Raw genomic sequence first — 14067 nt, 5'->3', positions numbered from 1 at the left:
GGCGAAGGCCCGGACGGCTACCCGAGGGGCGACGAGAGGAGGAGCTCGTCTTCGCGGACCGACCACTCCGGGCGGCGGTCGTGGCGGAGGGAGCCGATGCGGGGGAGCGCTTCCCGGAAGGCCTGCTCGGACTCCCAGCGGGAGACGGCGATGAGGCGGCCCTCGATCTCCGTGTCCCGCCAGCAGTCGAACATGAGGAGGCCCGGTGCTCCCTCGGTCGCCGCGACGACGTTGCGCATGTGCTGCGCGAAGGCGTCGACGTGCCCGGGCGCGGCGTGGTGGATGGCGATCGCCTGGAACACCGTCAGGCGACGGCGAGCGCCTCGTCGAGGATGGAGAGGCCGCGCTCGAGGTCCTCGTCCTCGATGACGTTGGGGACCAGGATCCGGATGACGTTGCCGTCGTAGCCGCACGACAGGAGGACGAGGCCGCGCTCGCGGGCCGCCTGCGTCGTGTTGAACGCCCGCTCGCGCGAGTCGACCTCCATCGCGAGCATCGGGCCGAGCCCACGGACGTCGCCGATGAAGTCGTGGCGCGACGCGAGGCCGTCGAGCGCGGACCGCAGCCGCTCGCCCAGGCGCTCGCTGCGTTCCCGGAACGCCGGCGACGCCACGAGATCGAGGGCCGCGTTCGCCGCCGCGCACGACAGCGGGTTGCCGCCGAACGTGCCGCCGAGGCCGCCCTTCTCCGGCGCGTCCATGATCTCCGCGCGGGCCGTGATCGCCGCCAGCGGCATCCCGCCGCCGAGCGACTTGCCGCTCACGAGGATGTCCGGCTCGACGCCTTCGTAGTGCTCGATCGCCCAGACGGGCCCCGTGCGGCCCATGCCGGCCTGGACCTCGTCGTCGACGTAGAGGATCCCGTGCTCGTCGCAGATCTCCTGCAGGCGCCGCGGGAAGTCGGGCGGCATCGGGATGAACCCGCCCTCGCCCTGGACCGGCTCCAGCACGACGCACGCGACGTCGGCCGGATCGATGTCCTCCTTGAAGATCGCGTGCAGCCCGGCGAGCGCGTCGTCGGACGTCACGCCGCGGTACGGGTACGCCGCCGGCGCGCGGTAGACGGCGCCGGCCAGCGGGCCGAACCCGTGCTTGTAGGGATGGACCTTCGTGGTCATCGCCATCGTCAGGTTCGTCCGCCCGTGGAAGCCGCGGTCGAAGACGATGACGCCGGGCCGGCCGGTGAACGCCCTCGCGACCTTCACGGCGTTCTCGTTCGCCTCCGCCCCGCTGTTCACGAGCAGCGACTTCTGGTCGCCGTCGCCGCGGCACGGGGAGAGCTCGGACAGGCGGCGGCAGACCTCGACGTACGGCTCGTACATCGCGACCATGAAGCACTGGTGCAGGTACCGGTCGGCCTGCTCGTGGATGGCGGCGACGATCTCCGGCGCGTCGTGGCCGAAGTTGAGGCAGCCGAGGCCGCCGGCGAAGTCGATGAAGGTCGTGCCGTCCGCGTCGGTGATCCGGGCGCCGGACGCGCTGGCGGTGACGATCGGCGGCGTCGCGACCGCGCTGGTGACGAAGCGCTGGCGCAGATCGGAGACGCGGTCGGCGGAGCTGGTCTCGGGGGTGGCCATGACCCGGACCCTACCGGTCGAGATCTACGCAGAATTCCGGATCTAGTCGCCGGCCGCCGCGCCGCCGCCGGCCCCGCTCGGCGACGGCATCCGCTGCTCGTCGCCGGCGTCGACGTGGCGGCCGCTCTCGTCGCCGGCGATCGGCCCGATGTCCGTGTGCGGGCCGGGTTCCTGCGGCGCCGGCGGCCCAACGAGCGCCTCGATCTCCGCGCGCCGCTCCTCGCTCCACGCCCCCCACTCCGGCGCATAGCCGAACACCTCGCCCAGCGACGCCGTCGAGTAGCGCTCGCTGACGATCTCCAAGTGCTCGGGCCTGACGAGCGCGGGATGGCGGACCCCGCAGCTGCGCGCCAGCGACAGCAGCTCGCCGCGCAGCGCGCGGACGTAGTTCGTCGCTCGCGGCGCCTTCTCGTCCGGGTCGAGCCCGCGCATGAGCCAGCGGTTGTGCGTCGCAACCCCGGTCGGGCAGCCGCCGGTGTGGCAGCGCTGCGCCTGGATGCATCCGACCGCCAGCATCGCCTCGCGACCGACGTTGACCATGTCGCACCCGAGGGCGAACGCGAAGAGCGCCGCGTCGGGCAGCCCGAGCCGGCCGCTGCCGACGAAGATCACGTCGTCGGCGAGCCCCGCCTCGCTGAACGTGCCGAACACCCGCGAGAAGCCGAGCTTGAACGGCAGCGACACGTGGTCGCTGTACGCCAGCGGCGCGGCGCCGGTCCCGCCCTCCGCACCGTCGATCGTGATGAAGTCCGGTCCCCCGCCCGTTGCCGCCATCCGGCGGGCGAGCTGCTCCCAGAAGCCCTGCTCCCCCACCGCCGACTTGATGCCGACGGGCAGGCCGGTCGCGTCGGCGAGCCGCTCGACGAACGCGATGAGCGAGTCGACGTCGTGGAAGGCCGTGTGCCGGGAGGGGCTGACGCAGTCCTTGCCCTCCGGGACCCCGCGGACCGCGGCGATCTCCGGCGTCACCTTCGCAGCGGGGAGCATGCCGCCGAGACCGGGCTTCGCGCCCTGCGACAGCTTGATCTCGAGGGCCCGTATCGGCGCCTCCGCGATCCGCTGCTGCAGCCGCTCGAGGCTGAAGTGCCCGTCCTCGTCGCGGCAGCCGAAGTAGCCGGTGCCGATCTGGAAGATCAGCTCGGCCCCGTGCTTGTGCGCCGGCGCGAGGCCGCCCTCGCCCGTGTTGTGCAGGCACGGCGCCTGCGCGGCGCCCCGGTTCAGCGCCTCGACCGCGGGCCGCGACAGCGAGCCGTAGCTCATCGCGCTGATGTTCACGACCGACGACGGCCGGAACGCGTGGCGGCGGCGGTGCGCCCCGCCGAGCACCTTCGCCGCGGGCAGGACGTACTCGGGCGCCGAGCCCGTCGTGCCGTGCCGCGGCGGCGCCGCCGGGAACGGCGTCTGCTTGATGACGAGGAGGTTGTCGACCTCCTCGAGGTCGTTGTCCGTGCCGAAGCCGAACGTGTTGATCTCGGCCTTCGACGACGCGTAGACCCAGCGGCGCTGGTCGCGGGAGAACGGCCGCTCCTCGTCGTTGGACGTGACGATGTACTGGCGCAGCTCGGGACCGACGCTCTCGAGCCAGTACCGGAAGTGCCCGACGACGGGGAAGTTGCGGATGATCGCGTGGCGCTTCTGCAGCACGTCGTGCGCCACCGTGCCCGCGACGGCGGCGCCGATGGCTGCGAATCCGGTTCGGCGCGTTCGACCCACATGCTGCGCTTACCCGCTGGGTAACGCCCACTCACTGAGCGCAAAGCGACGTTCGAGGGGTGGGGTCGTGCGGAAGGTCGGGGTCGTGGTCGCCGCGGTCGCGGTGCTGGTGGTCGGCGCGGTCGTGCTGCTCGGCGGGTCGTCGTCGGACACGTCGCCGGTGGGCGAGGCGGACGCGGCCGGGCTCCCGCCCGTCGGCGAGGTGATGGACCGCGTCGAGGACATCCGCGGCCTCGAGTTCAAGGAGCGGCCGAAGATCCGCATCGTCGCGGCGAAGGCCCTCGAGGGCCGGCTGAAGCGCGTCGACGCGCTGGCCGAGCGCAAGGCGGCCGGCGGCGCCAAGCAGCGCGCGCGGGCGCTGGAGGCGGCGTCGGTGCTGGTGACGACGATGACCGGGATCGTCGATCCGAAGAGGGACCCCGAGCTGCTGGGCGACGGCGAGAAGGGCGGCAAGGGCGAGCGCGGCAACGCCGTCGGCGTCGCGGGCCTCTACGTCCCCGAGGACGGGACCGTCTACATCGTCCGCGAGCTCGCGGAGAAGAACCCGGAGGAGGCCGAGGCCGTCCTCGCGCACGAGCTGACGCACGCGCTCGAGGACCAGTCGTTCGGCGGGTTCGAGCGCAACCCGAAGCCGTACTCGGACGGGGCGACCGCGCGCCACGCGCTGCACGAGGGCTCGGCGACGCTCGCCGAGGTGCAGTACCGGATGGAGCACCTGGGCGTCCGCGGGCCGGCCGACCGCGTGATCGAGCAGGTCATCGAACGCCAGACGACGGACCCGAACGCGCCTCCCGGCGTGAACGTGCTGCAGAGCTTCCCGTACGTCGACGGCGCGAAGTTCAGCGCCGACCTGCACCGCGAGGGCGGCTGGCGCCGGGTCGACCGTGCGCAGCACGACCCGCCCGCGTCCACCGCCGCGATCCTCCACCCCGAGGCGTGGCCGAACCGCGACGGCCAGCAGCGCCCGCGGTTCTCCGTCGGCGACGTGCTCGGCGGCGACTGGGCCCGGCTGGGCCGCGCCGACCTCGGCGAGGTCGACACGCTGGCGATCCTGCGCGCCGGGCTGTCCGAGGACGACGCGCGCAAGGCCGCCGACGGCTGGCGCGCCGGGCGCTTCGAGGCCTGGGCGGACGCGACGATCACCGACGACTGCAGGCCGCCGTGCCGTCCGCACACCGCGGCGGTCCTCGTGTGGCGGACCGCGACCGACGACGACGCGAGCGAGCTGGCCGGCGCGCTGCGCGAGGCGGTCGCGCGGGCGACCGACGGCGAGGAGGGCGACGACGACACGCTCGCCCTCGACGGCGGCGCGGGCGCGACGGTGCAGCGCGGACGGATCGTCGTCCTGGCGTTCGCTCCGACCGACGAGCTGGCGAAGCGGCTGGCGGAGGCGACGCCGCGGGAGCGTTAGACGGGCGGGCCGGCGCGTCCGGCCAGCCATCGCGTCCACGCCGGATCGTGGCCCGGGACCGCGAGGCCGTCCGGGGTCTCGCGCGCCCACGCGTGGATCGTGGCCAGCGAGGACAGGAACGCCCGGCGGTCGAGCATCGCGGTCGTCGGGCGCAGCTCGCGCAGCTGGACGCCCGAGCCGCACGCGTCGGCGCACAGCAGCACAGGCCGCTCCGCCGTCTGCACGAGCACCGACAGATGGCCCGCGCTGTGCCCGCGGGTCGAGACGAGCCGCACGGACCCGTCGCCGAAGAGGTCGTGGGTCGTTGCGAAGGGGCCGTGCCGCTCGCCCGCGTCGAGGTCGAGCAGCCGGCGCCGCAGGTGCCCGGCGAAGGCGGGCGGGTGGTAGCCGGTCAGGCCGTTGCCCTCCGTCGTCGCGAACGCCCACTCGCGCTCGTCGCACACGAGGTCGGCGTCGCCGAGCTCCTCCAGGCCGCTCGCGTGGTCGGTGTGGAGGTGGGTCATCACGACCGTGCCCGGCTCGGCGCCGAGGGCGGCGAGCTGCGGGCGCAGCGGGCGCGGCCGGTGCACGAAGAGAACCGCCGACAGCCGTCCCATCGTCCGCGCCGGATCGACGTCGGCGTCGGTCGCGTACGCCGCGTCGACGAGCACGTCGCCCTCGGTGGGATGGCGCAGCAGGTAGGCGGGCACCGGCGCCCAGTGGGTCCGGACGCGCGCCAGCTGCGCCACGATGCTGCGCGCCGGGCCGAGCGCGCCGTCCGGCGCGACCTCGAACCGCGCCGTCAGCTCGATCTCCCCGCCCAGCAGCGGGACCAGCTCGACCGTCACGCCTGCGCCCGCTCGACGGCCGCCGACACCGCCATGAACCGGTCGATGAGCGCGGCGCGGTCGCCGAAGTCGAAGATCTCGACGTGCTCGGCGATGAGGTCCTCGTTGACGCGGACGACCTGGAGCGCGTCGTTCGCCCACGCCCCGCCGTGCTCGCCGCGGCCGCGCATCTGCAGCGTCGTCGCCGCCACGAACGGGGCCGCCTCCAGCACCTCGACCGTGACCTCGATCTCGATCGCGTCGGCCATCCGCCAGAACGTGAGCAGCCGGTCGCGCCCGCTGAACTCGTCGCGCATGCCGGACCGGTGGTCGATGACGCGGCAGTCCGGCGTGTACCAGGCCGCCGACGCGTCGAGTGCCGCGAGCGCGTCGGTCCAGCGGCCCATCCCCTCCTCCCAGCTGCGGAGGAGCTCGAGCCGCTCGATGGCGGACTCGAGGGCGGGATGGACCTCGATGCGGCGGACGAGGCCGGCGGTGTCCGCGTGGAAGAGGAACGCCGCCTGCGTCCCGGAGAGCTCGACGGTGGAGACCAGCAGCCGCGGACCCGCGGTCCGCACCGGGTGCTCGCGCCAGCGAACGCCGGGTGCCTCGTCGACGATCGATCGCAGCAGGTCGAGGATCGCCGCGCGCCCCTCGCGGCGGCTCACGTGCTCCGGGCGGTGGTCGACGAGCACGGCGTCGTCGGCGTACAGCGCACCGACCGCGATCCAGTCGCGCGCGGCGAACGCCACGCCGAACGCCCGCCGGACGCGGACCAGCGGCGTCTCGGACGGGTCACGCGGGCCGCGGACCGCCGCGGCGGCGCCCTGCGGCCTCAGCGGCTCCGGAACGGGAGCGAGCCGGCGGCGCACCGTGTAGTGGTCGCGCAGCAGCTCGACGTCGTCGGGCAGCATCTCGATGCGGACGAACCGCCCGTCGCGCGCGACGACCACCTGGGCGTGGCTGGCCTCGACCGGCCCGCCGGCGCCGTGCGGGGTGCCCCGGAAGCGGTGGCGCGACGCGATGACGAGCGTGTCGCCCTCCCACGCGGCCGCGACGAGCTCCTCGTCGATCGCCACTTCGGCCGCCGCGTCGAGCGCCGCGAACGTCTCGGCGAACAGCGTCGCCTTGCCGCGCGCGTCCGGCAGCCCGAGCGGACGCCGGTCGACGCGCTCGACGTCCTCGTGCCACAGATCGCTGACCGGGGTCGGATCGCCGGCTACCAGGGCGAGCTGCGCGCGGCCGCGCAGCGCCACGGCCTCGGGCGCGATGGGCTCGCTCGCGTGCGGAGACAGCGTGAGGCCGAGCACCCGGCGGCAGACGCTGTCGAAGTGCGCGAGGACCACGTCGGCGTCGGCATCGACGATGTCGACGGTCGCCAGCCGACCGTCGTGGAGCACCTCGACGAAGCCCCACCCCAGATCCCACGGACCGCTGCCCGTGTCGCCGGTGAGCCGCTGGAACCCGGCGAGCACCGTGACGTCGCCGTTGCCGAGACCGCCGAGCAGCTCGGACGGCTCGAGGTGCGCGCCCGGCATCTCCTCCCGCATCGCGTGCGTCGTGGCGAGGAACTCGTGGCGCCCGATCGGCGCCCAGACGGTCCGCTCGCGCAGATCGCGCAGCGCGAAGTCGTCGGCGACCATCGCCGCGAACCCCTCGAAGTCGCGGCGGTTGAGCAGCTCCTGCGTCTCCTCGTGCCTTCGCTCCGCCTCCGGCGGGACCGGACGGCGTCGCGCATCCAGCTCCACGCGAGCCGCGAGCTCGCGGAAGCGCGCGTCGAACGCGGCGCTGTCGGGCTCGAAGATCTCCGCGCGGCGGATCCGGCTGTCGCGCACGATGGCGACCACGGAGTAGCGGACCTCCCAGTCCCCCACGCCCTCGCGCCCGCCCGCGGTGACGGTGAACGTCGAGGCCTCGATGTGCGGGTCGGTCCCGGCGTGGCGGAACGCGGTGATCGTGAACCGCACGTCGCCCTCGGCCATGCGGTGGATGTCGCGGACGAGCTCCACCCCCGCTTCGCGACCGACGATCGGCGCCTGGTTGAACCGATGGTCGACCAGCACGTAGTCGTCGCCGTAGAGCGCGGCGAGCGCATCGAAGTTGCCCGTCTCCGCCGCCACCTTCCATGCCGTCTGGGTGGGCAGCGCGTCGGCGATCTCGGTGGGGTCGTAGCCGCCATCCGGCAGCGCGAAGCCGTGTGCGTCCGTGTCCGAGCGCAGCAGCGCGTCGACCCGCGCGACGCCGACCTGGTGGTCCTTGGCCGCGTAGACGTCGCGGGCCTGCCGCGCCGCCTCGAGCGCCTCCGCGTGGCGGTCGGCCGCCTCCAGCACCTCGGCCAGCGCCAGCAGGGCGTCGGCGCGGTCGGGCAAGGCGTCGGTCGTCTCCGCGCGCTCGACCGCCTCGCGCGCGAGCGCGAGCGCCTCGTCGACCTCGCCGCGCCGGGCGAGCGCCTGCGCGCGGACGCCGCGCCAGCCCGTGCCGGACTTGAGGTCGTCGCCGGCGCGCATCTCGGTGAAGCGGGTCTCCTCCTCGGCCTCGGCGTCGCGGCCCTGCTCGAGCAGCGCGCGGGCGAGCAGCGCCGACGCGCGCGCCGCGTCGCCCTCCACGCCGAGCGCGACGAAGCCGTCGCGGGCGGCGCGCAGCTCGCGCTCGGCCGTCGCGGGGTCGCCGGCGAGCAGCTCGACGATGCCCGCGTACGTCGCCACCTCGTGCAGCTCGAGCGTCAGGCCCAGCTCCTCGAGCGTCGCGCGGCAGCCCGCGAGGATGTCGCGCGCGGCGTCGAACCGGCCGCGCATCGCCTCGAGCACCGCCTGCGAGCGCAGCGCCACCGCCTCGACGTGCCGGTTGCCGGGCGTCATCCGCAGGATGCGGACGACGTCGAGGCAGCGCCCGCTCGCGCGCACGACGGGCGACGGCCCCCACAGCGCCGCGCGCGGCGCGCCGGCGAGCACGGCGGTGACGCGGCGGCGGTCCTCGGCGCTGCGGGCCGCGACGAGCGCGTGGTCCAGCGACGCCTCCGCGGCGGCGACCTGCCCGAGCAGCGCGTGGCCGGTCGCCGCCACGTGGTGAGCCTTCGCGGCGCCGCGCGCGTCGCCCGCGTCGGCGAGGGTGGCGGCGGCCGCGGTCGCCCGGTCGATCGCCTCGCTCACGCCCGCCGCTCCGGCCAGCAGCGCGAGCTGGCAGGCGTACGCGGTCGCCCACGCCTGGAGCACGGGGTCGCGCTCGCTGCGCAGCGCCAGCTCCTCGATGACGTTCTCCGCCTCGACGGCGTCGCCCGCGGACACGAGCGCCTCGGCGAGGTCGATGAGCACGCGCGCGCGGCGCGGGTCGGCGGGGTCGAGCGGCCCGAGCGCGCGGCCCAGCAGGTTGCGCGCCGCCGGGAGGTCCTCGCGCTCGAGCGCGCGGCAGCCGGCGGCGTGCAGGCGGTCGGCGGCGCGCTCGCCCAGCGCGCGGCCCGAGGCATCGAGCGGGCCGAGCTCCTGCCGGTACGCGTACGCGCGCTCGAGGTGGAAGCCCGTCTGCTCGTCGACGTCGTCGCCCTTGCCCTCCAGCCACGCGGCGAAGCGCTCGTGCAGATCGGCGCGCGCTTCCTTGAGCAGCGACCGGTAGGCCGCGTCGCGGACGAGCACGTGATGGAAGCGGAACACGGGCTCGTCGAGCCAGATCGTCGCCTCGGGCGCGACCAGCTCCTTGCGGCGCAGCGCGTCGAGGTGCTCGTCGACCGTGGCACGCACCTCGGGCGGGCTCAGCTCCGCCACCGCGCCGCGGTAGAAGTGCTGGCCGATCACGGCGGCGCGCTCGACGACGCAACGCTCGGCATCGGACAGGCGCGCGATGCGGGCGGCGAGCAGCGCGTGGATCGTCGGCGGCACCGCGACGACGGACGTGTCGGCGGCGACCCACGAGTCGCCCTCGCGGCGCAGGACGCCGTCGTCGACGAGCATGCGCAGCATCTCGCCGAGGAAGAGCGGGTTGCCCTCGGTCGTCTCGAGCACGCGGGCGGCCAGCGGCGCTGGCAGGTCTGCCTCGCCGAGCAGCCGTCCGACCAGCACGCGGCTGTCCTCGCCGCGCAGCGGCCCCAGCTCGAGCACGTCGCTCGCCAGGGGGCCGGACGCCGTGAACGCGGGACGCACGTCGCGCAGCTCGGGCCGCGCGACCGCGACGACGAGCAGCGGCGCCTCGTGGCCCCAGCGGACGAGGTGCTCGAGGAGGTCGAGCAGCGTCGGCTGCGCCCAGTGGACGTCGTCGAGGACGAGCACGACGGGCTGCCGCGCGGCGAGCGACTCGAGCAGCCGGCGGACCGCCCAGAACGTCTCCTCGACGCCGACCGCCGGGCCGCCGAGCAGGCCGAACGCGCGGTCGACGATGCGGTCGCGCTCGTCGTCGCCCTCCACGAGCACCGCGAGCTTGCGGCGCGCCGTCTCCATCGTGTCGCCGTCGGCGATCCCCGCGGCGGCGCGGAGCACGTCGATGATCGGGAGGAACGTCAGGCCCTCGCCCTGCGCCTCGCAGCGGCCGCGCAGGACGAGCGCCTCGTCGCCGGCCTTCTTCGCGAACTCGCTCGTCAGCCTCGTCTTGCCGACGCCGGGCGAGCCGATGACGGTGACCATCCGCGTCGCGCGGGCGCCCGTGGCCGCGTAGAAGGCGGCGCGCAGCCGGGCGATCTCCGCGCCGCGGCCGACGAGCGGGGCCTGCATGCGCGGGCCGGGGTGGTGCTCGGGCCGCAGGCCGTCGACCAGCCGCCAGGCGGGCAGCGGTCGCGCCTTGCCCTTCAGGTCGAGCGGCGCAACGGGCTCGAGCTGGGCGGCGTCGCGGACGAGGCGGTACGTCTCGCCGCCGACGAGCACCTCGCCGTCGGCCGCCGCCTGCTCGAGCCGCGCGGCGACGTTCAGCGTGTCGCCGACGAGCAGGTCGGCGCTCTTCGTCGGGTCGACGACGACCTCTCCGGTGTTCACGCCGGTCCGCAGCCCGATGCGCACGCCCCAGCGGCGGTCGAGGTCGTCGTTGAGCGCCCGCAGCGCGGATCGCATGTCCTCGGCGGCCTGCACGGCGCGCAGCGCGTCGTCCTCGTGGACGAGCGGCGTGCCCCACACCGCCATCACCGCGTCGCCGATGAACTTCGCGACCGTGCCGCCGCGCGCCTCGATCGCGTCGCGCATCTCCGCGTAGAAGCGGTCCATGACGCGGCGCAGCGACTCCTGGTCCAGGCGCTCGCCGAGCGACGTGAACCCGACCATGTCGGCGAAGAGGACGGTCAGCGTGCGCCGCACCTCGCGGGCGCCCGCGGGCTCCTGCGCGGCGATGGGCGTGCCGCACGCGAGGCAGAACCGCGCTCGCGCCGGATTGGGCTCCCCACAAGCGGCGCACCGCACATCCATCGTGGATCGATCCTCTCATGCACCGTCAAGTGGTCGGAAGGGGTGCGAGCGCGCCACTGGGGGGGCGGCTCGGTTAGGCTCGCCGCGGCGACGACCGAGGAGAGGCATGAACCAGAAGCGCTTGGCGGAGCTGGCCCTGTTCGAGGGGCTCGACGAGGACGCGCTCCGCACCATCGCGAAGACGGCCCACGAGCTCAGCGTGTCCGACGGCGCGGAGCTCGTCCGTGAGGGCGACTACTCCTACGACCTGACGATCATCGACGAGGGCCAGGCCGAGGTCACGCACGACGGCCAGGTCGTGGCGACGCTCGGGCCCGGCGACGTCTTCGGCGAGTCCGGCGTCCTGCGCAAGGACCTGCGCAACGCGACGGTGCGCGCCTCCACGCCGATGCGGCTCATCACCCTCACCGGCTGGGACCTGCGCCGCCTGCGCGGCCGGATCCCCGTGCTCGAGGAGCGGCTGAAGACGCTCGCCGCGGAGCGCCGCGGCAGCTAAGGGAGCGGGGTCGCGGCCGCCGGCCGCAGCCCGTCCATGACGATCGCGAGCGGCCGCCGCCAGTCCGGCAGGCGGCCGAGTCGGGCGAGCAGCGGGACGACGTCGGCGACGGTGACGTCGCCGCGGACCTCCCCGTCCGCCTGCGCGCGCTCGAGCAGCGGCGCGAACGCGGCCCGCAGGCGCTGCTTCGGCGCCTCGAGCTCGGGCGCCGAGCCGAGCTGGCGGTGGATCGCGTCGTAGAAGCCGCGGTCCTCGGCGACGCGCGCGACGAGCGTCTCCGCGGCCTTGCGTAGGTCGTCGAGCTCGGCGATCTCCACGACGAGCAGCTCGACGCGATCCTCGAAGATCGCGGCGATGAGCGTCTCCTTCGTCGGGAACCGCCGGTAGAGCGTCCCGACGCCGACGCCGGCCTCGCGCGCGACGTCGTCGACGCACACGTCGATGCCCCGCTCGCCGAAGAGCCTGCGGGCGGCATCGAGGATGCGGCGGCGGTTGAGCGCGGCATCGGAACGCAGCTGGGTGCTCGCTTCCACGGCCGCTAGGGTAACCGGAGTGTCGCCTCCGGATCCCCACCAGCCCGTCCGGACCGGCCCGGTCCTCGTCGCGCTGGTGCTCGCGGCGCTCTCGTTCTCGCTGATGCAGACGATGGTCGTGCCGGCGCTGCCGGCCATCCAGCACGAGTACGGCGCGTCGAGCTCGTCGGCGACGTGGCTGCTCACCGGCTTCCTGCTGTCGGCGTCGATCGCGACGCCGCTGGTCGGCAAGCTCGGCGACGTCTACGGCAAGGGCCGGATGATGACGCTGGTCCTCGTCGTCTTCGCGACGGGCTGCGTCATCGCCGCGCTCTCGACGTCGATCGAGATGCTCATCGCCGCGCGGATCTTCTCCGGCGCGGCGGGCGGCGTCTTCCCGCTCGCCTTCGGCGTCATCCGCGACACGTTCCCGCGGGAGCGCGTCGCGCTCGGCATCGGCCTCATCAGCGCGGTGTTCGGCATCGGCGGCGGCATCGGCATGCCGCTCTCGGGGATCATCGTCGACCACACGCACGTCAGCGTCATCTTCTGGACCGGCCTCGTCGCGCTGCCCGCCGCCGCGGCTGCGTGGCGCTTCGTTCCCCCGTCCCCGACGCGCGAGCGCACGAAGATCGACTGGGCGGGCGCCGGCGTCCTGTCGCTCGGCCTCGCGGCGCTGCTGCTCGGGGTCAGCAAGGCGAACGACTGGGGCTGGGGCTCCACCGAGGTGCTCGCGCTCATGGGCGTGGGCGTCGTCGTCATCGTCGGCTGGCTGCGCTTCGAGGCACGCACGCCCGAGCCCCTGATCGAGCTCGCCGTCCTGCGCCGCCGCGCCGTCCTCCTGACGAACGTCGCCGCGTTCGTCGTCGGCGTCGCGATGTTCAGCTCGTTCCTGCTCATCCCCCAGCTCGTGCAGATCCCCGAGGAGGCCGGCTACGGCTTCAGCGCGACGGTCACGCAGGCGGGCCTGTTCCTGCTCCCGAGCGCGATCGTGATGCTCTTCGCGGGCCCGACGGCCGGGCGGCTCGGCAGCGCCGTCGGCTCGCGCGTCGTGCTCGTCGCCGGCGGCCTGTTCTGCACGTTCTCCTTCGGCTGGCTGGCCTTCGAGCACAGCGAGGCGTGGATGGTGCTCATCTCGAGCGCGTTCATGGGCGCGGGGATCGCGTTCGCGTTCGCGTCGATGGCGAACCTCATCGTCGAGGCGGTGCCCGCGGGCGAGGTCGGCATCGCGACCGGCATCAACACGATCTCGCGCACGATCGGCGGCGCGTTCGGCTCGCAGGTCGCGGTCACGATCCTCACCGCCGAGACGATCGCCGGCGGCCTGCCCGCCGAGTCGGGCTTCCAGAACGCGTTCCTGATGGCGGCGATCGGGTCGTTCATCGCCGCCGCGATCGCCTTCGCGCTGCCGCGCGCCCGCGCGGCCTCCGGCGCGCTCGAGCCCGCGCGCGCCGCCGCCTAGCCGCGCCGCTGCGCGCCCGCCGTCGCCAGCGCGGCGTCGGCGCACGTCCGCACGACGTCCTCGGGCTCGATGCGGAACAGCTCGGGGATGCCGGGCGCCGCCTGCTTGATGCCGACGCGGATGCGTGCCAGGTGCATCGATCCGAGCACCTGGGTCCAGAGGACGTTCGCCGTGTACGCGACGTCGTCGATGGCGAAGACGCCGCTGCCGCGGCCCGCCTCGAGGATGTCGGTGACGTGCACGATGCAGGCCGCGATCCCCTGGCCGAGGCGGAACCAGACCGACTCCGAGAGCGCGTCGCGCAGCTCGGGCGCCGGCTTGTGCATGAGCGACAGCGCGCAGTCCAGGAACGCCGGGTAGCGCAGGCAGAAGCCGGCGTAGACCTCGGCCCAGCGCTCGAGCTGCGCGACCGGATCCAGCGCGTCGTCGCGGTTGGCGGTCAGCAGCGCGTCGAGCTCGGCGAGGTAGTCCGTGACCGTGAGGACGTAGAGCTCCTCCTTCGACGAGAACACGCGGTAGATGAGCCCGCGCGCGATGCCCACAGCGCGGGCGATCTCCTCGACCGGCGCGTCCTGCATGCCCCGCTCGTCGAACAGCGCGCGCGTCGCGCGGACGAGGTCGCGCTCGCGGGCGCGGCGCGGCGGCGCGGTGTTCGGGGCCATCGGAGCACGGAGTCTACGGTGCGCGGCGGGCGGACGAGAACATGCGTGAGA

At 74.5% G+C, this 14067-nt stretch carries 10 protein-coding genes; 3 read left to right on the top strand and 7 right to left on the bottom strand.

Annotation, left to right across the window (positions count from 1 at the left end):
• Positions 1–17: 17 nt before the first annotated feature.
• Genes AC1UE4_RS00355 through AC1UE4_RS00345 form a run of 3 tightly spaced genes read right to left on the bottom strand, consistent with a single transcriptional unit; the run spans position 18 to position 3289 of the window.
• Positions 18–302, bottom strand: coding sequence for a putative quinol monooxygenase (locus AC1UE4_RS00355; protein WP_482915230.1), 285 nt, complete (start codon positions 300–302; stop codon positions 18–20).
• Positions 303–304: 2 nt separating this feature from the next.
• Positions 305–1576, bottom strand: coding sequence for an aspartate aminotransferase family protein (locus AC1UE4_RS00350; RefSeq protein WP_482915229.1), 1272 nt, complete (start codon positions 1574–1576; stop codon positions 305–307).
• Positions 1577–1618: 42 nt separating this feature from the next.
• A complete protein-coding gene (locus AC1UE4_RS00345) occupies positions 1619–3289 on the bottom strand; it encodes an FMN-binding glutamate synthase family protein (protein WP_482915228.1) in 1671 nt (556 codons plus the stop codon).
• A gap of 67 nt (positions 3290–3356) precedes the next feature.
• Here AC1UE4_RS00345 and AC1UE4_RS00340 point away from each other — a divergent pair, with 67 nt between their 5' ends.
• Positions 3357–4700: a hypothetical protein gene (locus tag AC1UE4_RS00340; RefSeq protein ID WP_482915227.1), complete on the top strand. Its 1344-nt coding sequence runs from the start codon at positions 3357–3359 to the stop codon at positions 4698–4700.
• Here AC1UE4_RS00340 and AC1UE4_RS00335 read toward each other — a convergent pair.
• Both AC1UE4_RS00335 and AC1UE4_RS00330 read right to left on the bottom strand, forming a co-directional pair.
• Positions 4697–5527, bottom strand: coding sequence for an MBL fold metallo-hydrolase (locus tag AC1UE4_RS00335; RefSeq protein WP_482915226.1), 831 nt, complete (start codon positions 5525–5527; stop codon positions 4697–4699). The genes AC1UE4_RS00340 and AC1UE4_RS00335 overlap by 4 nt on opposite strands.
• Positions 5524–10884 (bottom strand): nuclear transport factor 2 family protein, encoded by a 5361-nt coding sequence (locus tag AC1UE4_RS00330; protein WP_482915225.1) that lies wholly within the window; start codon positions 10882–10884, stop codon positions 5524–5526. The genes AC1UE4_RS00335 and AC1UE4_RS00330 overlap by 4 nt, the downstream gene beginning before the upstream one ends.
• Before the next feature lie 106 nt (positions 10885–10990).
• On the opposite strand from AC1UE4_RS00330, the gene AC1UE4_RS00325 reads away from it, so the two are divergent.
• Complete coding sequence (locus AC1UE4_RS00325; protein WP_482915224.1) at positions 10991–11380, top strand: cyclic nucleotide-binding domain-containing protein; 390 nt, start codon at positions 10991–10993, stop codon at positions 11378–11380.
• Here AC1UE4_RS00325 and AC1UE4_RS00320 read toward each other — a convergent pair.
• Positions 11377–11913 carry a TetR/AcrR family transcriptional regulator gene (locus tag AC1UE4_RS00320; protein ID WP_482915223.1) on the bottom strand — a complete coding sequence of 179 codons (537 nt, stop codon included), beginning with the start codon at positions 11911–11913 and terminating at the stop codon, positions 11377–11379. The two genes, AC1UE4_RS00325 and AC1UE4_RS00320, sit on opposite strands and share 4 nt — an antisense overlap.
• Positions 11914–11932: 19 nt before the next feature.
• Between AC1UE4_RS00320 and AC1UE4_RS00315 the strand changes: the two genes are divergently transcribed.
• Positions 11933–13354: an MFS transporter gene (locus AC1UE4_RS00315; protein ID WP_482915222.1), complete on the top strand. Its 1422-nt coding sequence runs from the start codon at positions 11933–11935 to the stop codon at positions 13352–13354.
• Here the strand turns inward: AC1UE4_RS00315 and AC1UE4_RS00310 are convergent.
• Positions 13351–14016 (bottom strand): TetR/AcrR family transcriptional regulator, encoded by a 666-nt coding sequence (locus tag AC1UE4_RS00310; RefSeq protein WP_482915221.1) that lies wholly within the window; start codon positions 14014–14016, stop codon positions 13351–13353. The genes AC1UE4_RS00315 and AC1UE4_RS00310 overlap by 4 nt on opposite strands.
• Positions 14017–14067 lie beyond the last annotated feature (51 nt).

The organism is Parviterribacter kavangonensis (genome assembly GCF_056863335.1).
The sequence above is the reverse complement of the archived record's forward strand: the minus strand, read 5'-3'. Positions and strand labels throughout refer to the sequence as shown.